The organism is Pectobacterium actinidiae, from assembly GCF_000803315.1.
Lineage (GTDB): Bacteria > Pseudomonadota > Gammaproteobacteria > Enterobacterales > Enterobacteriaceae > Pectobacterium > Pectobacterium actinidiae.
In genome coordinates this window covers 3,387,845-3,409,227 of the sequence record NZ_JRMH01000001.1, presented here as the reverse complement: position 1 = coordinate 3,409,227, position 21,383 = coordinate 3,387,845, and the positions used below count along the sequence as shown (strand labels likewise).

At 50.5% G+C, this 21,383-nt stretch carries 15 protein-coding genes, 3 tRNA genes, 3 rRNA genes and 1 pseudogene; 11 read left to right on the top strand and 11 right to left on the bottom strand.

Translation table 11 applies throughout. From position 1 onward, the window contains the following. Positions 1–293: 293 nt before the first annotated feature. The 6 genes from KKH3_RS14655 (at position 294) to KKH3_RS14630 (ending at position 6,575) form a co-directional block, all read left to right on the top strand. Positions 294–1,834 (top strand): 16S ribosomal RNA (locus KKH3_RS14655). 140 nt (positions 1,835–1,974) lie between these two features. Then, positions 1,975–2,051: transfer RNA gene (locus KKH3_RS14650), tRNA-Glu, on the top strand. Between the two features lie 227 nt (positions 2,052–2,278). Next, positions 2,279–5,185, top strand: a 23S ribosomal RNA gene (locus KKH3_RS14645). A 124-nt stretch (positions 5,186–5,309) separates the two neighbouring features. Then, a 5S ribosomal RNA gene (gene rrf / locus KKH3_RS14640) occupies positions 5,310–5,425 on the top strand. Together the 16S, 23S and 5S rRNA genes with 2 tRNA genes alongside form the textbook arrangement of a ribosomal RNA operon. A gap of 52 nt (positions 5,426–5,477) precedes the next feature. Beyond that, positions 5,478–5,554: transfer RNA gene (locus KKH3_RS14635), tRNA-Asp, on the top strand. A gap of 232 nt (positions 5,555–5,786) precedes the next feature. Further along, positions 5,787–6,575 carry an endonuclease/exonuclease/phosphatase family protein gene (locus KKH3_RS14630; RefSeq protein WP_039360926.1) on the top strand — a complete coding sequence of 263 codons (789 nt, stop codon included), beginning with the start codon at positions 5,787–5,789 and terminating at the stop codon, positions 6,573–6,575. Between the two features lie 68 nt (positions 6,576–6,643). Here KKH3_RS14630 and mltD read toward each other — a convergent pair whose 3' ends face one another. Beyond that, a complete protein-coding gene (mltD, locus tag KKH3_RS14625; protein ID WP_039360923.1) occupies positions 6,644–8,017 on the bottom strand; it encodes a murein transglycosylase D in 1,374 nt (457 codons plus the stop codon). Positions 8,018–8,087: 70 nt separating this feature from the next. Continuing rightward, positions 8,088–8,843, bottom strand: a complete 756-nt coding sequence (gene gloB, locus KKH3_RS14620) for a hydroxyacylglutathione hydrolase (protein WP_039360920.1) — start codon at positions 8,841–8,843, stop codon at positions 8,088–8,090. A 43-nt stretch (positions 8,844–8,886) separates the two neighbouring features. Between gloB and KKH3_RS14615 the strand changes: the two genes are divergently transcribed. Next, complete coding sequence (locus tag KKH3_RS14615; protein WP_039360917.1) at positions 8,887–9,597, top strand: class I SAM-dependent methyltransferase; 711 nt, start codon at positions 8,887–8,889, stop codon at positions 9,595–9,597. 19 nt (positions 9,598–9,616) lie between these two features. Here the strand turns inward: KKH3_RS14615 and rnhA are convergent. After that, positions 9,617–10,184, bottom strand: a pseudogene (rnhA, locus tag KKH3_RS14610) (ribonuclease HI). On the opposite strand from rnhA, the gene dnaQ reads away from it, so the two are divergent. Then, on the top strand, positions 10,138–10,875 hold the full coding sequence (dnaQ, locus tag KKH3_RS14605) for a DNA polymerase III subunit epsilon (RefSeq protein WP_039360915.1): 738 nt from the start codon (positions 10,138–10,140) through the stop codon (positions 10,873–10,875). The pseudogene rnhA and the gene dnaQ sit on opposite strands and share 47 nt — an antisense overlap. Before the next feature lie 171 nt (positions 10,876–11,046). Next, a tRNA-Asp gene (locus KKH3_RS14600) sits at positions 11,047–11,123 on the top strand. 96 nt (positions 11,124–11,219) lie between these two features. Here the strand turns inward: KKH3_RS14600 and nrdF are convergent. The 7 genes from nrdF to KKH3_RS14565 form a co-directional block, all read right to left on the bottom strand. After that, positions 11,220–12,182 (bottom strand): class 1b ribonucleoside-diphosphate reductase subunit beta, encoded by a 963-nt coding sequence (gene nrdF / locus KKH3_RS14595; RefSeq protein WP_039281728.1) that lies wholly within the window; start codon positions 12,180–12,182, stop codon positions 11,220–11,222. 24 nt (positions 12,183–12,206) lie between these two features. Continuing rightward, positions 12,207–14,354 carry a class 1b ribonucleoside-diphosphate reductase subunit alpha gene (gene nrdE / locus KKH3_RS14590; RefSeq protein ID WP_052201348.1) on the bottom strand — a complete coding sequence of 716 codons (2,148 nt, stop codon included), beginning with the start codon at positions 14,352–14,354 and terminating at the stop codon, positions 12,207–12,209. Next, complete coding sequence (nrdI, locus tag KKH3_RS14585) at positions 14,351–14,758, bottom strand: class Ib ribonucleoside-diphosphate reductase assembly flavoprotein NrdI (protein ID WP_010280810.1); 408 nt, start codon at positions 14,756–14,758, stop codon at positions 14,351–14,353. The genes nrdE and nrdI overlap by 4 nt, the downstream gene beginning before the upstream one ends. A gap of 10 nt (positions 14,759–14,768) precedes the next feature. Next, complete coding sequence (gene nrdH / locus KKH3_RS14580) at positions 14,769–15,008, bottom strand: glutaredoxin-like protein NrdH (RefSeq protein WP_014916295.1); 240 nt, start codon at positions 15,006–15,008, stop codon at positions 14,769–14,771. Between the two features lie 698 nt (positions 15,009–15,706). Beyond that, positions 15,707–16,501, bottom strand: a complete 795-nt coding sequence (speD, locus tag KKH3_RS14575; protein ID WP_039317746.1) for an adenosylmethionine decarboxylase — start codon at positions 16,499–16,501, stop codon at positions 15,707–15,709. Positions 16,502–16,546: 45 nt separating this feature from the next. Then, positions 16,547–17,410 (bottom strand): polyamine aminopropyltransferase, encoded by an 864-nt coding sequence (gene speE / locus KKH3_RS14570; protein WP_039360908.1) that lies wholly within the window; start codon positions 17,408–17,410, stop codon positions 16,547–16,549. Positions 17,411–17,520: 110 nt separating this feature from the next. After that, positions 17,521–17,868 carry a YacC family pilotin-like protein gene (locus KKH3_RS14565; RefSeq protein ID WP_039360905.1) on the bottom strand — a complete coding sequence of 116 codons (348 nt, stop codon included), beginning with the start codon at positions 17,866–17,868 and terminating at the stop codon, positions 17,521–17,523. Positions 17,869–18,162: 294 nt separating this feature from the next. Here KKH3_RS14565 and KKH3_RS14560 point away from each other — a divergent pair, with 294 nt between their 5' ends. Together KKH3_RS14560 and KKH3_RS14555 are read left to right on the top strand one after the other, a co-directional pair. Continuing rightward, positions 18,163–19,785 (top strand): ABC transporter permease, encoded by a 1,623-nt coding sequence (locus tag KKH3_RS14560; protein ID WP_039360903.1) that lies wholly within the window; start codon positions 18,163–18,165, stop codon positions 19,783–19,785. A gap of 4 nt (positions 19,786–19,789) precedes the next feature. Continuing rightward, entirely contained in the window at positions 19,790–20,875 is a 1,086-nt protein-coding gene (locus KKH3_RS14555; protein ID WP_039360901.1) for an ABC transporter ATP-binding protein, read from the top strand. Here the strand turns inward: KKH3_RS14555 and KKH3_RS14550 are convergent, their stop codons facing one another. Then, positions 20,876–21,310, bottom strand: a complete 435-nt coding sequence (locus tag KKH3_RS14550; protein ID WP_039360898.1) for a GNAT family N-acetyltransferase — start codon at positions 21,308–21,310, stop codon at positions 20,876–20,878. It abuts the gene before it with no gap. Between the last annotated feature and the right edge of the window lie 73 nt (positions 21,311–21,383).

Here is a 21,383-nt window from a genome sequence, read left to right as displayed (position 1 = left end):
CCATCGAAACGGCGCTGTGAACACACAACCGGGTCATAAAGAAAGAGAAAATGCATTAAAATAAGCGTTGACTCTGAAGGTGAAAAGCGTAGTATACGCCACCTCGCGTTGTGGTTAAGACCACAACGCGCTGCTCTTTAACAATATAATCAGACAATCTGTGTGGGCACTCACAAGACCGTATCTTGACGATATAAAAAGTCTTGAAGAGTGAACAACAGTAAATTCATTACGAATAAACAGTTTTAATTCTTTGAGCATCGCTGACGAGTTCAGCAAATCAAACAAATCTTAAATTGAAGAGTTTGATCATGGCTCAGATTGAACGCTGGCGGCAGGCCTAACACATGCAAGTCGAGCGGTAGCACAGAGGAGCTTGCTCCTTGGGTGACGAGCGGCGGACGGGTGAGTAATGTCTGGGAAACTGCCTGATGGAGGGGGATAACTACTGGAAACGGTAGCTAATACCGCATAACCTCGCAAGAGCAAAGAGGGGGACCTTCGGGCCTCTCGCCATCAGATGTGCCCAGATGGGATTAGCTAGTAGGTGAGGTAATGGCTCACCTAGGCGACGATCCCTAGCTGGTCTGAGAGGATGACCAGCCACACTGGAACTGAGACACGGTCCAGACTCCTACGGGAGGCAGCAGTGGGGAATATTGCACAATGGGCGCAAGCCTGATGCAGCCATGCCGCGTGTGTGAAGAAGGCCTTCGGGTTGTAAAGCACTTTCAGCGGGGAGGAAGGCGGTGAGGTTAATAACCTCATCGATTGACGTTACCCGCAGAAGAAGCACCGGCTAACTCCGTGCCAGCAGCCGCGGTAATACGGAGGGTGCAAGCGTTAATCGGAATGACTGGGCGTAAAGCGCACGCAGGCGGTCTGTTAAGTTGGATGTGAAATCCCCGGGCTTAACCTGGGAACTGCATTCAAAACTGACAGGCTAGAGTCTTGTAGAGGGGGGTAGAATTCCAGGTGTAGCGGTGAAAATGCGTAGAGATCTGGAGGAATACCGGTGGCGAAGGCGGCCCCTGGACAAAGACTGACGCTCAGGTGCGAAAGCGTGGGGAGCAAACAGGATTAGATACCCTGGTAGTCCACGCTGTAAACGATGTCGATTTGGAGGTTGTGCCCTTGAGGTGTGGCTTCCGGAGCTAACGCGTTAAATCGACCGCCTGGGGAGTACGGCCGCAAGGTAAAACTCAAATGAATTGACGGGGGCCCGCACAAGCGGTGGAGCATGTGGTTTAATTCGATGCAACGCGAAGAACCTTACCTACTCTTGACATCCACAGAATTCGGTAGAGATACCTTAGTGCCTTCGGGAACTGTGAGACAGGTGCTGCATGGCTGTCGTCAGCTCGTGTTGTGAAATGTTGGGTTAAGTCCCGCAACGAGCGCAACCCTTATCCTTTGTTGCCAGCGATTCGGTCGGGAACTCAAAGGAGACTGCCGGTGATAAACCGGAGGAAGGTGGGGATGACGTCAAGTCATCATGGCCCTTACGAGTAGGGCTACACACGTGCTACAATGGCGTATACAAAGAGAAGCGACCTCGCGAGAGCAAGCGGACCTCATAAAGTACGTCGTAGTCCGGATTGGAGTCTGCAACTCGACTCCATGAAGTCGGAATCGCTAGTAATCGTAGATCAGAATGCTACGGTGAATACGTTCCCGGGCCTTGTACACACCGCCCGTCACACCATGGGAGTGGGTTGCAAAAGAAGTAGGTAGCTTAACCTTCGGGAGGGCGCTTACCACTTTGTGATTCATGACTGGGGTGAAGTCGTAACAAGGTAACCGTAGGGGAACCTGCGGTTGGATCACCTCCTTACCAAGAAGATGTGTGTTGAGTGAAGTGCTCACACAGATTGTCTGATGAAAATACTGAGCAAGCGCACCTGTTGATGCGATGAGTGTAAACTCATGCTGACGCGATAGTGCCGGATTTCTGATTCGGTACGGATTTTTCGTGTCCCCCATCGTCTAGAGGCCTAGGACACTGCCCTTTCACGGCTGTAACAGGGGTTCGAATCCCCTTGGGGACGCCAATCCGATAATGAGTGAAAGACATTATCATGAATATCTTAAAGATGATTCTTCGGAGTCATGTTTACGATATTGCTCTTTAACAATCTGGAACAAGCTGAAAATTGAAACATGACAGCTGAACATACTGACACACAGTAATGTGGTGTGAGTGATGCGTCAGTCTGTCAATGAGTCTCTCAAATAATCGCAGCGCGATAGTGTCTTTCAAGACACCTTCGGGTTGTGAGGTTAAGCGACTAAGCGTACACGGTGGATGCCTAGGCAGTCAGAGGCGATGAAGGGCGTGCTAATCTGCGATAAGCGTCGGTAAGCTGATATGAAGCGTTATACCCGACGATACCCGAATGGGGAAACCCAGTGTGTTTCGACACACTATCATGACATGAATCCATAGTGTCATGAGGCGAACCGGGGGAACTGAAACATCTCAGTACCCCGAGGAAAAGAAATCAACCGAGATTCCCCCAGTAGCGGCGAGCGAACGGGGAGGAGCCCAGAACCTGAATCAGTTTGTGTGTTAGTGGAAGCGTCTGGAAAGTCGCACAGTAAAGGGTGATAGTCCCGTACACAAAAATGCACAGGCTGTGAGTTCGATGAGTAGGGCGGGACACGTGACATCCTGTCTGAATATGGGGGGACCATCCTCCAAGGCTAAATACTCCTGACTGACCGATAGTGAACCAGTACCGTGAGGGAAAGGCGAAAAGAACCCCGGCGAGGGGAGTGAAATAGAACCTGAAACCGTGTACGTACAAGCAGTGGGAGCCTACTTGTTAGGTGACTGCGTACCTTTTGTATAATGGGTCAGCGACTTATATTCTGTAGCAAGGTTAACCGTTTAGGGGAGCCGCAGGGAAACCGAGTCTTAACTGGGCGTTAAGTTGCAGGGTATAGACCCGAAACCCGGTGATCTAGCCATGGGCAGGTTGAAGGTTGGGTAACACTAACTGGAGGACCGAACCGACTAATGTTGAAAAATTAGCGGATGACTTGTGGCTGGGGGTGAAAGGCCAATCAAACCGGGAGATAGCTGGTTCTCCCCGAAGCTATTTAGGTAGCGCCTCGTGAATTCATCTTCGGGGGTAGAGCACTGTTTCGGCTAGGGGTCATCCCGACTTACCAACCCGATGCAAACTACGAATACCGAAGAATGTTATCACGGGAGACACACGGCGGGTGCTAACGTTCGTCGTGAAGAGGGAAACAACCCAGACCGCCAGCTAAGGTCCCAAAGTCATGGTTAAGTGGGAAACGATGTGGGAAGGCATAGACAGCCAGGATGTTGGCTTAGAAGCAGCCATCATTTAAAGAAAGCGTAATAGCTCACTGGTCGAGTCGGCCTGCGCGGAAGATGTAACGGGGCTAAACCATGCACCGAAGCTGCGGCAAGCGACACTTAGGTGTTGTTGGGTAGGGGAGCGTTCTGTAAGCCGTCGAAGGTGGTCTGTGAGGGCTGCTGGAGGTATCAGAAGTGCGAATGCTGACATAAGTAACGATAATGCGGGTGAAAAACCCGCACGCCGGAAGACCAAGGGTTCCTGTCCAACGTTAATCGGGGCAGGGTGAGTCGACCCCTAAGGCGAGGCTGAAAAGCGTAGTCGATGGGAAACAGGTTAATATTCCTGTACTCGGTGTTACTGCGAAGGGGGACGGAGAAAGCTAGGTTATCCGGGCGACGGTTGTCCCGGTTTAAGCGTGAAGGTGGATGACTTTGGTAAATCCGGGTCATTATTAACACTGAGGCGTGATGACGAGTCACTACGGTGATGAAGTAACCAATGCTACGCTTCCAGGAAAAGCCTCTAAGCTCCAGGTAACATCAAATCGTACCCCCAAACCGACACAGGTGGTCAGGTAGAGAATACTCAGGCGCTTGAGAGAACTCGGGTGAAGGAACTAGGCAAAATGGTGCCGTAACTTCGGGAGAAGGCACGCTGGTGTGTAGGTGAAGTCCCTTGCGGATGGAGCTGAAACCAGTCGAAGATACCAGCTGGCTGCAACTGTTTAATAAAAACACAGCACTGTGCAAACACGAAAGTGGACGTATACGGTGTGACGCCTGCCCGGTGCCGGAAGGTTAATTGATGGGGTCAGCCGCAAGGCGAAGCTCTTGATCGAAGCCCCGGTAAACGGCGGCCGTAACTATAACGGTCCTAAGGTAGCGAAATTCCTTGTCGGGTAAGTTCCGACCTGCACGAATGGCGTAATGATGGCCAGGCTGTCTCCACCCGAGACTCAGTGAAATTGAACTCGCTGTGAAGATGCAGTGTACCCGCGGCAAGACGGAAAGACCCCGTGAACCTTTACTATAGCTTGACACTGAACCTTGAGCCTTGATGTGTAGGATAGGTGGGAGGCTTTGAAGTGTGGACGCCAGTCTGCATGGAGCCAACCTTGAAATACCACCCTTTAATGTTTGATGTTCTAACGTGGACCCGTAATCCGGGTTGCGGACAGTGTCTGGTGGGTAGTTTGACTGGGGCGGTCTCCTCCCAAAGCGTAACGGAGGAGCACGAAGGTTAGCTAATCCTGGTCGGACATCAGGAGGTTAGTGCAAAGGCATAAGCTAGCTTGACTGCGAGAGTGACAGCTCGAGCAGGTGCGAAAGCAGGTCTTAGTGATCCGGTGGTTCTGAATGGAAGGGCCATCGCTCAACGGATAAAAGGTACTCCGGGGATAACAGGCTGATACCGCCCAAGAGTTCATATCGACGGCGGTGTTTGGCACCTCGATGTCGGCTCATCACATCCTGGGGCTGAAGTAGGTCCCAAGGGTATGGCTGTTCGCCATTTAAAGTGGTACGCGAGCTGGGTTTAGAACGTCGTGAGACAGTTCGGTCCCTATCTGCCGTGGGCGTTGGAAGATTGAGAGGGGTTGCTCCTAGTACGAGAGGACCGGAGTGAACGCACCACTGGTGTACGGGTTGTGATGCCAATTGCATTGCCCGGTAGCTAAGTGCGGAAGAGATAACCGCTGAAAGCATCTAAGCGGGAAACTTGCCTCGAGATGAGTCTTCCCTGGACACTTGATGTCCCTGAAGGGCCGTTGAAGACGACGACGTAGATAGGCTGGGTGTGTAAGCGTAGCGATACGTTGAGCTGACCAGTACTAATGACCCGAGAGGCTTAACCTTACAACACCGAAGGTGTTTTGTGGGTGACTCATAAAAAACGATACTCAGCTTGTTCTAGGATTGGTTCTGGTGGTTATGTGACACAAAAAAGTGAGACATGACGGTTGGAATGAAACAGAATTTGCCTGGCGGCGATAGCGCGGTGGTCCCACCTGACCCCATGCCGAACTCAGAAGTGAAACGCCGTAGCGCCGATGGTAGTGTGGGGCTTCCCCATGTGAGAGTAGGGAACTGCCAGGCATCAAATTAAGCAGTAAGCCGGAGTAATCCGGTGGTTGTAGAGAAATTCGGTGGAGCGGTAGTTCAGTTGGTTAGAATACCTGCCTGTCACGCAGGGGGTCGCGGGTTCGAGCCCCGTCCGTTCCGCCACTTATTTGCAAAAAGCCCTAAGTTAACGCTTAGGGCTTTTTGCATATGTGAAAATTAGAAATTTTGGATCATTTTCTCTTTATTTCTACCTTTTACGTTTTTTGCCAACCATTTTATTTTTCCTTTTCCTATCGGCGGGCGTACATAACCAGTCTGCGATAAAATTCTTATAACGAAGTGGGGTCTTTTTTGATAGGGTATTGGGTGTATTAAAACTGATAGTGGATGAGGCGTGCGGAAAAGAACCTATGCAATGAGGTATGTTGCCGGCCAACCAGCTGAACGTATCTTTCCTCCCGGGGAAATGCATTATCCGGGGCAAGTGCTACCGACAGGCTCATTGTTGCTGGAGGGAGATGTTTTACGTGTAATGGTGTGGAACATTTTTAAGCAACAACGAACGAACTGGCTTTCCGTATTACAGAATTTCGGCAAAGGTACTCAGTTAGTCCTGTTGCAGGAAGCGCAAAGTACGCCAGAACTCATCCGTTTTGCAACCACTAACTACCTTTCTGCCGATCAGGTTCCTGCCATTATTCTCCCGCAACATCCATCCGGTGTGATGACTCTATCGGCAGCTCAGCCGGTATATTGCTGTCCTTTACGTGAAAGAGAACCCTTGTTGCGTTTGGCTAAGTCCTCTTTGGTTACGGTCTACGCGCTTCAAAATGGCCAAAGACTGATGGTTATTAATATCCATGCGGTTAACTTTAGCTTTGGTGTTGAGGTTTATACCAAGCAGCTGGCTGCAATTGGAGAGCAACTTGTACATCATCAGGGACCGGCAATTATGGCTGGAGATTTTAATGCATGGAGCCAGCAGCGTATCAACGCACTTAATCGGTTTGCGACAAGGATGGGATTGCAGGAAGTACATTTCGTTGATGACCAGCGGCGTAAGGCGTTTGGTAGACCGCTCGATTTCGTCTTTTATCGTGAGCTGACCGTTAACCAGTCTTCTGTATTGGTGACTCAAGCCTCAGATCATAACCCACTGCTGGTCGAGTTTAGCCTGAGTTAATCGCCTATAAAAAAACAGCCCTCTACATCTGTAGGAGGGCTGTTCTCATTACTGATTCTGATATGACGTTAAGAATCAGGTTTTATATTGCTGCTAACATAAAGCGTCAGACGATCGCCTGGCTGGATGTTGGCATTCTTGTTGATAACAGTATTCCAGCGCATCACATCAGCGATATTTACGCCATGACGTTTGGCAATGCTTGCCAGTGAATCACCCTTCCTAACTTGATAGGTGATAGAACTGTTATTGCCTGAAGCTTTGGCAACTTGCAGCGTCTGACCAACCTTGAGCGCACCAGCGCTACGCAGATTGTTCCAGCTCTGCAAATCTTTCGTGCTGACATTAAGCCGTGCCGCAATTGCTGATAAGGTATCACCTGAGCGTACCTTATACTGCTGTGATGCTGACGTTGGCTGTGTTTGCGCTAAGCGGGTTGGTTGAATCGCTGCGATGTCGCCATCAGCCAGTGAATCTTTCAACTGCTCAACGTGAGCTTTAGGAACCATAATGTAATGTGGCCCATTTGGTGCGGTAACATTACGTTTATAGCCCGAGTTATAGCTCTTCAGCTTGTTCAACGACAACCCAGCCATCTCAGCGGCTTGTGTCAATTCTATCTGCTGCCCCAGTTCAACCTTTGCTAATGCGCGGCTTTCATTGGGCTGCGGCAGACTTACGCCATACTTCTTACTGTTTTTAAGAATATCGCTCAAAGCCAGCATCTTAGGAACATATATCGACGTTTCACGCGGTAACGCCAGTGCCCAGAAGTTGGTTGATTTCCCTTTTGCTTTATTCGCTTTCATCGCTTGCATGACGCGACCTTCACCACTGTTGTATGCAGCAACGGTCAATAACCAGTCGCCATCAAACATTGTGTTGAGTCGTTGCATCATATCCAGCGCAGCCGTCGTAGACGCAATCACGTCGCGACGTCCGTCGTACCACTGGTTTTGTTTCAAACCATAATTACGTCCTGTGCCAGGGATAATCTGCCATAGCCCAGCGGCATTGGCGGATGATGTGGCACTTGGATCAAAAGCGCTCTCCACTATGGGTAGCAGTACCAGTTCCATCGGCATTTTACGTTGCTTAATCTGCTCGACTATCCAGTACATGTACGGCTCTGCCCGTAATGTTACATCGTGGAGATAGCTCTTATTTTTCAAATAACGCGTTTTTTGTTCGCGGATCCGGGCGTTTTCCGGAACCTCCATCTTCAGCTCGTCGCCAATGAAGTTCCACAGATCTCGTTGCGCGAGGCTATCGTCATCTAACCATCGCGCGGAGGCCTCTCGGCCATCTGTGTACTTTCCTGCTTCACTTTGACTTGCCGAAGACAAACTCTGTGCATGCTGTTTAGGTTGCGAGGTGTCATGAGGGGAGACCTGACAACCCGCCAGCAAGACTGAGGCGATGAGCATCGCTTTAGCCTTCATATGTTGGTCAATAGTTGCTTAAAAGACGAGCAAGGATACTTTGATTAGGTGAATAGCACAACCTAAACCTTTAGAAGCAGTCTTTCTTGCTGCGTAGCATCTCAAAAGCTTGCCAATTCTCTATATTTTCAGGTTCCTTTGATAATTTCCTTTTTAAATCAATTTCATGACAGCGGAGAAATAGGTTGATTCTTCTCTCTAGTCCTAAGGTTGTTGGTAGACTAGACTGCAATTTTCCTCGTATCTGACTGATTTCATGGAGGTAAGCGTCAATATTGGGATCTTCTGGCAATATCGCATTAGAAAACCTTAAGTTTGATAGCGTGTATTCATGGGCGCAGCACACAACCGTATCATCAGGAAGTTCTGCTATTTTTTGAATTGATTCATACAGTTGCTTTGGTGTTCCTTCAAGGATACGACCGCACCCTGCTGAAAACAGCGTGTCACCACAGAATAAAAATGGCGCATTATAGTAAGCAATATGACCTGATGTGTGTCCTGGAACCTCAATTACAGAAAATTCCGAATTTAACAAAGTGACGCTATTTCCTTCTTCCACCAGGTAGGTTGCGCCGCATTTAGCGGTTTCTTTTGGACCAAAAACAGGCAGATTAGGGTAATGCTTGAGGAGCTTGCTGACGCCTCCTACATGGTCGTTATGATGGTGAGTGAGCAAGATTGCTTCGGGAAAAAGTGCGTGTTGATCGAGCGCATTAAGCACGGGGATCGCTTCACCTGGATCGACGATCACACAGCGATTTTCTTTATTGCTCAATAGCCAAATGTAGTTGTCCTGAAGTGCGGGGATACTGATAAGATTCATTCATCACCTCTTTTTTCTAGCAGCCTGAGGACGAGAACAGAAGATGAAATTGGCACGAACCCCTCAGACCATTGTTGCACCTGATTCATGGGATGATATCACCTGTGGGCGATTTTATCGCGAGTCGATTGAACTGGCTTTGCTGCCATGGTGGCCAAAACTCTTTGGTTTTCATCTTATCAAGGTAGGAGCGCTAAGCGCGGAAATCCATGTAACAGAGTGCGCGATTGCGCATCAGGTTAATGTTGCTCCACATGGTAATAATCTTCAGGTTATAGCCGATGCTCATCAATTACCTTTCTCTGAAAAGTCGATCGATGCCTGCTTGCTCGCGCAAACGCTGTCTTATTCATCGGATCCGCATCGTATCCTGCGGGAGGTTGATCGTGTCTTGATCGATGATGGTTGGCTAATTCTAAGCATGTTTAATCCGATCAGTCTGGTTGGCTTGGGTAAATTGATCCCGAGACTCAATAAAAAGCACCCTTATTGCAGTCGCATGTTTACTCAAATGCGTATAACGGACTGGCTGGGATTATTGAACTATGAGGTTATCCATCAGACCCATTTTCACGTTACGCCATGGCGAAGAAACAAGGGGAAGTTGAATAAACATATTCCGATGCTGGGGTGCCTGACGCTGATTATTGCCCGGAAGCGCACCATTCCGCTGACGTTTACGCCGATGAGGGCGAGGTTGCGTAAAGCATCAGTGCGCCGCACGGTGGGCGCAACAAAGATATATCGGAGATGAGGCGGACGCCTACGGTGATTTACTCAGCCTGATAGCCTGTGTCGTCAAGCGTTGGGGCACTGGCGGCTGCGCGAGCAAGCTCATCACAGCGCTCGTTTTCAGGATGTCCGGCGTGCCCTTTTACCCATTCCCATTGCACAGAATGATGTTGAATCGCGGCATCCAGCTTTTGCCAGAGATCGACGTTTTTGACGGGTTTTTTGTCGGCGGTTTTCCAGCCACGTTTTTTCCAGTTATGAATCCAACTGGTTATTCCCTGACGAACATATTGGCTGTCAGTGCAGAGCACCACATCGCACGCGGTAGTCAGTGTTTCAAGCGCTGCAATCGCAGCCATCAGCTCCATTCTGTTGTTCGTCGTAAGACGATAGCCTGCACTCAGCGCTTTTTCGTGCTGTTTGTAGCGCAGCAGGGCGCCATAGCCGCCGGGGCCGGGATTACCGAGGCACGATCCGTCGGTGAAAATTTCTACCTGTTTGCGCATCTCTGGTAGACTCTCCCTTATGGTAAAAACGGCAAGTCTGACATAAAACGAAAACGATGAGCACTGAAATTACGCGACAAATCGTCCTGGATACAGAAACCACCGGTATGAATAAGCTGGGGGTTCACTACGAAGGGCATAAAATTATCGAGATCGGTGCGGTTGAAGTGATTAACCGTCGCCTGACTGGCCGTCATTTTCACGTGTATATCAAACCCGATCGTTTGGTGGATCCCGAAGCGTATAACGTACACGGTATTAGCGATGAGTTTCTGGCTGACAAACCGATGTATGCCGATATCGTGGATGAGTTTCTCGATTTTATTCGTGGCGCGGAGTTGGTCATTCATAACGCGACGTTTGATATCGGCTTTATGGATTACGAATTTCGGTTGTTGAACCGAGATCTTCCCAAGACGGAGACGTTCTGTAAGATCACCGATAGCCTGTTGATGGCGCGGAAGATTTTTCCTGGCAAGCGTAACAGTTTGGATGCGCTCTGCGATCGCTACCAGATAGATAACAGCAAACGTACGCTGCACGGTGCATTGCTCGATGCCGAGATTCTGGCAGAAGTTTATCTGGCGATGACTGGCGGTCAAACGTCTCTGACTTTTTCTATGGAAGGTGAAACGCAGCAGAAGAGTGAGAATACCGAAACGATTCAGAGAATCGTCCGACCTCAATCGGCGTTAAAGGTACTTTACGCGGATGAGGCAGAGCTGTTGGCGCATGAACAACGCCTGGATCTGATTGCTAAAAAAGGCGGTAGTTGCCTGTGGCGGGCAGAATAGCACCGCCGTGATATCGTCCTTTGCACGGTAAAAAGAATGGCTTGATCGCACTACGGGTGAGAGAATAGCCAGTAAGATGAAATTATAAGCAAACAGAAACGGTTAGTTATAAAAAGCATTGACGTAATAGTGCCATCATCTTAGTATTCATCCCGCTCAGTGAGCATGAGTGGAGCGGTAGTTCAGTTGGTTAGAATACCTGCCTGTCACGCAGGGGGTCGCGGGTTCGAGCCCCGTCCGTTCCGCCACTTATTATGAAGACCCTGAATCAGCAATGATTCAGGGTTTTTTCATTTCTGCATGATAGAAGAAAGGTGGCCACCCAGAACGTGGTGGCCGTTTTTTTAGAAATCCCAGTCTTCGTCTTCGGTGTTGACGGCTTTACCGATCACATAAGATGAACCGGAGCCAGAGAAGAAGTCGTGGTTCTCATCCGCGTTTGGCGATAGCGCCGAGAGAATCGCGGGGTTCACATCCGTCATGCTGGCAGGGAACAGCGCCTCATAACCCAGATTCATCAGCGCTTTGTTCGCGTTGTAGTGGAGGAATTTCTTCACATCTTCCGTCCAGCCGACGCCGTCATAAAGCTCCTGCGTATAAAGCACCTCGTTGTCGTACAGATCCTGTAGCAGATCGTAGGCGAAATTTTTCACCTGCTGCTGACGAGCGGGATCGGCTTTTGCCAACCCACGCTGGAATTTGTAGCCAATATAGTAGCCGTGTACCGCTTCGTCGCGGATGATCAGCCGGATCAAGTCTGCCGTGTTGGTCAGTTTGGCGCGGCTTGACCAGTACATCGGCAGGTAGAACCCTGAATAGAACAGGAACGATTCCAGAAACACGCTGGCGACTTTCTTCATCAGCGGGTCGTCACTGCGGTAGTGCGACAAAATAATGTCGGATTTCTTCTGTAGCGCCGTATTCTCTTCGCTCCAGCGATACGCATCATCCACTTCGCTGGTTAGGCACAGCGTCGAGAAAATAGAGCTGTATGAACGGGCATGCACCGCTTCCATAAAGCTGATGTTAGACAGCACCGCTTCTTCATGTGGTGTCACGGCATCGGGCATGAGCGTCGGCGCACCCAGCGTATTTTGGATGGTGTCTAACAGCGTCAGGCCGGTGAACACACGGATCGTCAACTGACGCTCGCGGGCATTCAGCGTACTCCACGACGGAATATCGTTAGAGAGTGGCACCTTTTCTGGCAGCCAAAAGTTAGACGTCAGCCGGTTCCAGACTTCCAAATCTTTGTCGTCTTCAATTTTGTTCCAGTTAATCGCCTGGACGCGAGTGAGTGCGGTCATGCTTCGATTTCCTTCCGCGATGGCTTAGAGAGCACAGGACACACAGCCCTGAACTTCGGTGCCTTCCAGCGCCATCTGCCGTATGCGAATGTAATAAATAGTCTTAATGCCTTTGGTCCAGGCGTAGATCTGCGCTTTATTGATGTCGCGCGTGGTGGCGGTATCGCGGAAAAACAGCGTTAGCGACAGCCCTTGATCGACGTGCTGCGTTGCGGCGGCATAGGTGTCGATAATCTTCTGTGGCCCGATTTCATAGGCATCCTGGTAATACTCCAGATTGTCATTGTTCATGTAAGGGGCAGGGTAGTAGACGCGACCAATCTTGCCCTCTTTACGAATCTCGATACGTGACACAATCGGGTGAATGCTGGATGTCGAGTGGTTGATATACGAAATCGAACCGGTCGGCGGAACTGCTTGCAGGTTCTGGTTGTAAATGCCGTGCGCAATCACGGATTCGCGCAGTGCCGCCCAGTCTTGCTGAGTGGGAATGTGGATGCCAGATTGTTCAAACAGCTCACGTGCGCGTGCCGTTGTGGGTTCCCAGCGCTGCTCAATGTATTTATCAAAATACTCGCCCGTGGCGTATTTGGAGAGTTCAAAGCCTGAAAAACGCTGGTTCCGCTCTATTGCTAACGCATTCGATGCTCGAATCGCGTGGAAGGCGACGGTGTAAAAATAGATATTGGTGAAATCAACGGCTTCTTCTGTACCGTAAAAAATACGCTCTTTCGCCAGATAGCCGTGCAGGTTCATCTGACCTAAGCCAATAGCATGCGATTGGTCATTGCCCTTTTCGATGGATGGCACGGAGCTGATATGGCTCATATCGGAAACGGCAGTCAGCGCGCGGATCGCCATTTCAACCGTCTGACCGAAATCGGGTGAAGCCATCGCGTTGGCGATATTCATCGAACCGAGGTTACAGGAGATGTCTTTACCAATATGGCTGTAGCCAAGATCGTCGTCGTACAGGCTGGCCTCGTTGACCTGCAAAATCTCAGAGCACAGGTTACTCATATTGATGCGGCCGTGAATCGGGTTCGCGCGATTCACCGTATCCTCAAACATCATGTAGGGATAGCCGGATTCGAACTGGATTTCAGCGAGGATCTGGAAGAATTCGCGTGCTTTAATTTGGGATTTACGGATGCGTTTGTCGTTGACCATCTCGTGGTACTTTTCGGTTACGCTAATTTCCGATAGCGGCACGCCATAAACCTGCTCGACATCATAAGGTGAGAACAGGTACATCACCTGATTATTCTTCGCCAACTGGAACGTGATATCGGGGATGACCACACCTAAAGACAGCGTCTTGATGCGGATTTTCTCATCGGCATTTTCCCGTTTGGTATCCAGAAAACGCAGAATATCCGGGTGATGCGCGTTGAGGTACACCGCCCCCGCGCCCTGACGCGCCCCAAGCTGGTTAGCGTAGGAGAAGGCATCCTCCAGCATTTTCATGATCGGGATAATGCCAGACGACTGGTTTTCGATACGTTTGATCGGCGCGCCGGTCTCGCGGATGTTGCTGAGCATGAAGGCCACGCCGCCGCCGCGTTTTGAGAGCTGAAGCGCGGAGTTAATCGCGCGACCAATCGATTCCATATTGTCTTCAATGCGCAGCAGGAAGCAGGAGACCAGTTCGCCGCGCTGCTTTTTACCGCAATTGAGGAACGTGGGCGTAGCGGGCTGGAAGCGTCCACTGATGATCTCATCGACCAACGCGCTAGCGAGTACGGTATCCCCTTTGGCGAGAGTCAACGCCACAAGGCAGACGCGATCTTCGTAGCGCTCCAGATAGCGTTTGCCGTCAAAGGTTTTCAACGTATAGCCCGTGTAGTATTTGAACGCACCCAGAAAGGTTTGAAAGCGGAACTTGTGAGCGTAAGCCTGCTGGAAAAGGCTTTTGATGAAATCGAACTGATATTGATCCAGCACGTCCGCTTCGTAGTAGCCTTCTTCCACCAGATAACGCAGCTTTTCTTCCAGATTGTGGAAGAACACGGTGTTCTGGTTTACATGCTGTAGGAAATAACGGCGTGCCGCGAGTTTATCCATCTCGAACTGGATATTCCCCTCTGCGTCGTAGAGGTTGAGCATCGCGTTCAGCGCATGGTAATCGAGTGAGTGGGCATCTGCGTCGGCCTTGGTTGCTTTTGCACTCACGTGGTCTGTTGTTGCCAAAATTCAGTTACTCCCTTACGCACGTTTGCAACGTCTTCTGCTGTGCCGAGCAATTCAAAGCGGTACAGGTAAGGCACCTGACATTTCTGCGCAATGATGTCGCCAGCGATGCAGTACGCTGCACCGAAATTGGTATTGCCTGCGGCAATCACGCCGCGCAGATAAGCGCGATTGTGCGGATCGTTGAGAAAGATGATGACCTGACGCGGCACAGCCCCTTTCGTGCTGCCTCCGCCGTAGCTGGGGACAACCAGAATATAGGGGCGATCAACTTTCAAAGCAGGCTGTTCTGTCGCTATCGGGATTCTCAGGGCGGGTAAACCCACCCTGGAAATGAAGCGATGCGTGTTTTCCGACTGGCTGGAGAAATAGACCAGCGGGTTCATATTGCCCCCCTTACTGCAATTGCAGGGCGGCGTTCAGAGTACTGATCTTATCCGGGCGGAAGCCACTCCAATGATCGTCGGCCGTCATCACGACGGGCACTTGCTGATAGCCCAACGCTCTTACCTGCTGTAACGCCTGTTCATCTTCAGTTAAGTCCACCAGTTGATAGTTAATTCCTTGCTTGTCCAACGCACGGCATGTGGCGTTGCATTGAACACAATCTGGCTTGGTGAAAATAGTAATACGCATGATTCGTATTTACCCTTTGGCGTGAAAGAAGTATGTCGGAGCGGCTATCTTCAGGGCATGTGCACCCGAACCGATCCACTGGGTAGCGACCTATTATGTGAGGGCTACAAAAGAATACTAGATGTGGGTGTTTTAAATTTCAACCACACAAGATATATGATTTTTAGTTGACCTTATACCAATTGCCGCAAACCCAGACGTAGCAAGGCTGGTAGAGAATGCAAGTAAAAAATGCAGAAAGAAATAAATGTGAGGCGCATCATTTTTGACGAAATAGTGTTCTGTGAAATCAGAAATAATGTGGGAAAGACAACATGACTAATCCAGCCATCCTTCTGTGAAGAGCTGGATTAGTCGTGCTTATGCAGACTAAGAGACAGTTTCGTGCGCAATAATGCTGTCGCTTTCATGCTACTTCATAGCACGCGCCCGACGCAGGGCGCTCAGTCGCCGCCGCCCTGCGAACCCAGGCTTCCGGCTAAATCATGCCGCTACGCGGTGCCATCGGCGTTCATGATCACCTTTTCGAGCCGCCAGTGAGGCGTTCCCGACGCCGCACTGGCTTTCGCGGCATCCATGCCGCTCACTCGGTGTTCATGTCCACCGCTGCATAATTTTTACGCCGGATAACGGTAAAATCCTCGATGCCCCTTACTATTTGTAACTAAGAGACTGCCTTGTAAAGGGAGATGTGTCGATTACAGGACGGGCAGGTTTCTGCCGTAATAGATTTCCTGCATTTCGTGATACAGCAGATCGGTAATTCTTTTTCGTTCGGCAGCGCTGAGTTCTTCCGGGCTGACGTTGAACAGGTAGTGTTTCAGGTCGAAGTCTTTCAATAGCATCTTGGTATGGAAGATATTTTCCTGATACACGTTCACGTCCATCATGTGATAGAGCGATTTCATGTCCTCGGACATGAAGTTCTGAACTGAGTTGATCTGGTGATCGATGAAATGTTTTATGCCGTTGACATCACGGGTAAATCCCCGCACGCGATAGTCGATGGTCACAATATCGGATTCAAGCTGGTGGATCAGGTAGTTCAGCGCCTTCAGCGGTGAAATTACGCCACAGGTAGAAACTTCGATGTCCGCACGAAAGGTACACAGCCCGCCTTCTGGGTGGCTTTCTGGGTAGGTATGGACGCAGATATGGCTTTTATCCAGATGAGCAACGACGGAGTTGGGCAGTGGCCCCGGGTGTTCTGAAGTATCCACGTCACGCGGATCGATGGGTTCTTCGCTGACCAGAATGGTCACGCTGGCGCCCTGTGGATCGTAGTCCTGACGTGCGATGTTAAGGACGTTGGCACCGATAATTGAGCAAGTTTCAGTGAGGATTTCTGTTAAACGGTTCGCGTTATATTGTTCGTCGATGTAGGCGATATAGCCATCGCGATCGTCGGCCGTTTTGGTGTAACAGATATCGTAGATACAAAAACTCAGGCTTTTCGTCAGGTTGTTGAAGCCGTGTAGTTTCAGCTTGTGCAATTTACGTCACCCCCTTGTTGTGGTGTGGTTACCCGAAGTGATGGACTATTGTGCATTCTGTAGCGCGTTCAACAGATACTGTGGCAAGGCAAAGCTGCCGATGTGAACATCCGGTGTGTAATAGCGACAGGTGATACCAGAGTGTGCAAAGCGCTGATGCAGGACTACGGCGTCTATGTTGCGCAGCGCTGGGTTATTGCTGGCCCAGGCGAACGTCATAATGCCGCCGTAATAAGTCGGGATCGCTGCCTGATAAAAGCTGACATCGTTGAAATAATGGCTGAGTTTTTTATGGCTGCTGACGGCTTCATCCTGTTGCAGGAAGCACACGCCATTCTGAGCGACGAAAATCCCGCCTTCGTTCAGGCAGCGGGCGCAGCCCTGATAGAAATCGGAGGTGAACAGGCTTTCACCGGGGCCGATGGGGTCGGTACAATCGGAAATAATGACGTCAAACTTTTCGCTGCACTGTCTGACAAAGTTAACGCCGTCATCAATCACCAGATTAAAACGCGGGTCGTCATAGCTACCGGCGCTGTGATTGGGCAGATATTGGCGGCAGAATTCCACCACTCCGGCATCGATTTCCACCATCGTAATCTGTTCGACGCCACGGTGTCGGCTGACTTCCCGCAGCATGCCGCCATCGCCACCACCGATAATCAGGACGCGTTTAGCATTGCCGTGTGACAGAAGAGGAACGTGGGTGAGCATTTCGTGATAGATGAATTCATCGCGCTCGGTGGTTTGCACCACGCCGTCAAGCGCCATCACGCGACCTAACGCATCGTTTTCAAAGATAATGAGATCTTGATGATCGGTCTTCTCGTGATACAGCACGCGATCAACCGAAAAATACTGGCCAAAGTTGGCATGCAGGGTTTCATACCAAATTTCTTTCTGGGACATGTTAGGGCTTCCTCCGCGATAACAGCCATGAAAATTGGCGCGCCATCATAGCCGACTCTTTTGCCGCGTGCACGGTCAAATTTCAGTCAGCGCGGAGGTGGAGAGAAGAACTACTGTGCGTAGGAGAGCAAACCAAGCGAGTTACGCGCCAGAGACTGGCATTTTTTCGGGGTAGGAATCGCGATTTTACTCAGATCGCGATAGCTCTCTTCACCCATCGCCGTCATGTCGTAGGCACTATAGTTGCTGAGATCCCAGCGATTTTGCTGAGCGAATGCAACCAGCGTCCGACGAATCTGTTCATTCGGCAGCTCTTGATAGCCACAGTGGTTTTTCAGATAAACAAAGATCGCGGTCAGATCGGCCAGATCTTCCGCTTCAAATTCATTCAGCGCCTTGCTGGCGGAAGAGAAGCTCATCAGGCTTAGCAGGAGCAGAGCCAGCGCAGAGTTTTTCATGGTTGAACCTGTTCCAAATGTTGTCAGATGACGTTATCACAGATATCCCATGAGGTTCCAAGTTTTCTTACGGGAAACCACTGATTGCGATAAAAAATGATGGTTGAAAAGAGGGGAAACCGAGAATCGTAATTCATTGAAATAGTTGTTTTTTATTTTATTACTCATCGGTGATGAAAATCACCTTGAGTTAATCGCAGGATTAAAGCCCATTTATCGCTGTTTGATACGATGACGCCGACGTCAGCCTCTGTTATTAATAACAGCGATCTCATCTAATACAGTTTTTATTCTATGATCTCCGGTGTCTGGCGCGTCAGTAGTTGGTTGTTGGCGGGACTGTTGCTGCTTCCTTTAGCAACGGTTTTTTATCAGGCTTTTTTTGCCGATGGGATGGGATTTACCCAACTATGGCAAATTGGGTTACCCACCTACCTGATACATTCAGCGGTCATTGTGGTGGGTACGCTTTTCTTCAGCCTCCTGTTTGGATTGCCTTCCGCTTGGTTTATCGCCATGTACCGTTTTCCCGGTCATCGCGTGCTGCAATGGGCGCTTTGCCTGCCGCTCGCGATGCCCGCGTTCCTGCTCGCCTATCTTTATACTGATGTATTGCGGCATCTATCCCAATTGTTGCAGGAAGGCGGGTGGCAGATAGCACCATTGTGGGGAGAATCTCACGTTGCTGGGCTAGTCGTTTCGTTGGGCTGCATAAGTCTGGTGTTGGCATTGGTGCTCTATCCCTATATTTACCTGCTGGTGCGCGAAGCGCTGGTGAGGCAACCTGCCAGCCTTATCCATTCGGCGCGTTTACTGAATCAGACGCGCGCTCAGGTATTCCGCCGCTTATGTTTGCCTATTGCCTGGCCTGCGATTGCCTGCGGTGGTGCGCTAGTGGTGGTCGAAACATTGGGCGATTATGGCGCGGCGTCTTATCTTGATACTCCAACCATGACAACACAGGTGTTGGATATTTGGCAGAAGCAGGGCGATCTCGGTGCGGCAGCACGTCTTGGTGTGTTGATTTTGCCCCCGATCTTTCTCTTGATGTTTCTGGTTAATTTCTGGCGTCGGAAGCAGAAAATATATCAAGCTCAGTCGAATGCTTCCTTGGTGGTTCCACCGGTGTTGAGCGGGTGGCGCAGCAGGGTGGTTCGCGGTTACTGCTGGGGGATCGTTTGTCTGTCATTCCTGTTCCCGCTGTTGTCTCTGATATTCCTGGCTTTCCGACACATGCTGTCGGTATGGGATATGGGCTTCCTGCATGCAGTGATGAATAGCCTAATGGCGTCCACCATCGCAACAGCCATTATTACGCTAATGGCGCTGTCGTTTATCTTCTATACACGCACGGCTGGCGTGTTTGCCAATCAAGCGCCGGTTCGGTTGGTCAGCCTGAGTTTTGCCTTGCCTGGCGCGATACTGGCTGTCGGGCTGTTTACCTTGCTGTCGCTGGTGGACCGCGGGATTAATCTGTTTGCCAGTGCGGCGAGGTTACCTACCGCTGATGCCTTGCTGGCGGGATCGCTGTTTATTCTCATCCTCGCCTATAGCGTTAAATTTGGACGTCTGATGCTGGACAGTCTTGAGCGCAGTATGGACGCGATTCCACGCTCGCTGGACAGCGCGAGTCTCGTACTGGGCGCTTCCCCCCTCAGCCGCTGGTCACGCGTGCATATTCCGCTGCTGCGCCGCAGCTTGTTCATCGGGGCGCTGCTGATTTTCACGGAAAGCATGAAAGAGCTGAATGTTTCGCTGGTGCTGCGTCCTTTTGGCGTTGATACGTTGGCAACGTATGTTTTTCGCTTTACGGCGAGTGAGCAGATTGCGTCATTCGCTTTTCCAGCGCTAGTGTTAGTCGCTGTGGGGCTGATACCGGTTTTCTGGTTGAATCGCGCATTGAATATAAAAGGATAATGACATGGCCGCGTCGATAGATGTTCTGAGTGTTCAGGCCGTAAGTTGTACGCTCCAGCAGTCTCCCGTGCTGGAGAACATCTCATTTTCCGTGCGTGATGATGAGACGATTTGCCTACTGGGCAGGAACGGCTGCGGTAAAACGGTGCTACTGCAGGCGATCGCTGGCCTGCTGTCGATTACTCAGGGCAAAATCTTGCTGGCGGGGGAGCCTGTCAGTTCATCGCAAGAGTACGTCCTGCCTGAGCTGCGACAGGTTGGGCTGATTTTTCAGGATTACGCGCTCTTTCCGCACTTGACCGTGGAAGGCAATATTGCGTTTGGTTTATATGGTCGCCCGGAAAGCGAGGTGAAGCCAATCTGTGCGGAGATGCTGGCTCTCTTGCAACTGGAGGATGTCGCCGCGCGTTATCCACACGCGTTATCGGATGAACAGCAGCAGCGTCTGGCGATTGCCCGCGCGCTAGCCTGTGAACCGAAACTGCTGCTGCTGGATGAACCATTCTCTGGTCTGGACAGCCAGACCCGCTACCGCTTGATCACCGAATTACGGCAGATTCTCAAACAGCGCCATGTTGCGGCGGTTTTTGCCACGCATAGCCGAGAGGAAGCTTTTGCCTGCGCCGATCATCTGATTCTGTTGGATGAGGGGAAAATTATGCAGCAGGGCTATCCATCCGAGCTGTACCATCGGCCGAATAGCCGCTTTGTCGCTGATTTTATGGGGAATACAAACTATTTGCCCGTGAAAATCATGAGCGACCATCAGTGGCAAAGCCCATTGGGCGATCATCATGCGACACATCCGCTCAATCAGCCGATCGATTCGCCGTGCGACTGGATGGTGCGCCCGGCAGACATCGCGCTGGCGCTCGATCCCGATGGTCCTGCGTCGATCGAAGATAGGCTATTCATGGGTACATCAAACTTATATCGGGTAAAGCTGGGGGAACTGATGCTGTTGGTGCAGACCGGCAACTGGTTTGAACCGGGGCAACAGGTGCGTTTAAGTATTAAGACGGATCCGCCGGTCTTGTATCCTGCTTTGCCGGTCGTCAACCATCCGGCTAACGACCCTGAAACGAAATGATTATGCCGTTGCGTGAAGATCTGACGCAGGCATGATCCAGGTGCTATTGTGCTTTTCAAACCCCAATTTCGGGTAGTAATCCACCGCCAGCGGCGCGGCCAGCAAAATGATTTTGCAGCCCTTTTCAAGCTGCTGAGCGGTTTGTTGAATTAGCTTCTTACCTATACCCGCATGCTGACAGTCCTCTGATACCGCCAGATCGGACAGATAACAGCAAAAATGAAAATCCGTCACGCTGCGCGCAATACCCACCAGCGTCTCCCCTTGCCAGGCGGAAACCAGCAGGTTGGCGTGCTTAAGCATACCTGCAATTGCCGTCTCATCATCCAGCGGGCGGCGTGGCCCCAATGAAGTTTTCGCCAACAGCTCAATGAACTGCTGACTGGAAAGTGGGGCATTCACTTTGTAGCAAACATCCACTGGTGGTCTACTCATGGTGTCTCCTTCATGGTGTGGTTTCTGGTATACTTCGCGCGCTTGGGCATTGCTCTGGCTGATTCAAACGTCA

What these genes read in the sequence shown, in the direction of transcription:
- mltD (WP_039360923.1), bottom strand. Translation starts at nt 8,017, where the DNA reads ATGAAGGCTAAAGCGATGCTCATCGCCTCAGTCTTGCTGGCGGGTTGT.
- gloB (WP_039360920.1), bottom strand. Translation starts at nt 8,843, where the DNA reads ATGAATCTTATCAGTATCCCCGCACTTCAGGACAACTACATTTGGCTA.
- KKH3_RS14615 (WP_039360917.1), top strand. Translation starts at nt 8,887, where the DNA reads ATGAAATTGGCACGAACCCCTCAGACCATTGTTGCACCTGATTCATGG.
- dnaQ (WP_039360915.1), top strand. Translation starts at nt 10,138, where the DNA reads ATGAGCACTGAAATTACGCGACAAATCGTCCTGGATACAGAAACCACC.
- nrdF (WP_039281728.1), bottom strand. Translation starts at nt 12,182, where the DNA reads ATGACCGCACTCACTCGCGTCCAGGCGATTAACTGGAACAAAATTGAA.
- nrdI (WP_010280810.1), bottom strand. Translation starts at nt 14,758, where the DNA reads ATGAACCCGCTGGTCTATTTCTCCAGCCAGTCGGAAAACACGCATCGC.
- nrdH (WP_014916295.1), bottom strand. Translation starts at nt 15,008, where the DNA reads ATGCGTATTACTATTTTCACCAAGCCAGATTGTGTTCAATGCAACGCC.
- speE (WP_039360908.1), bottom strand. Translation starts at nt 17,410, where the DNA reads ATGTCCCAGAAAGAAATTTGGTATGAAACCCTGCATGCCAACTTTGGC.
- KKH3_RS14565 (WP_039360905.1), bottom strand. Translation starts at nt 17,868, where the DNA reads ATGAAAAACTCTGCGCTGGCTCTGCTCCTGCTAAGCCTGATGAGCTTC.
- KKH3_RS14560 (WP_039360903.1), top strand. Translation starts at nt 18,163, where the DNA reads ATGATCTCCGGTGTCTGGCGCGTCAGTAGTTGGTTGTTGGCGGGACTG.
- KKH3_RS14555 (WP_039360901.1), top strand. Translation starts at nt 19,790, where the DNA reads ATGGCCGCGTCGATAGATGTTCTGAGTGTTCAGGCCGTAAGTTGTACG.
- KKH3_RS14550 (WP_039360898.1), bottom strand. Translation starts at nt 21,310, where the DNA reads ATGAGTAGACCACCAGTGGATGTTTGCTACAAAGTGAATGCCCCACTT.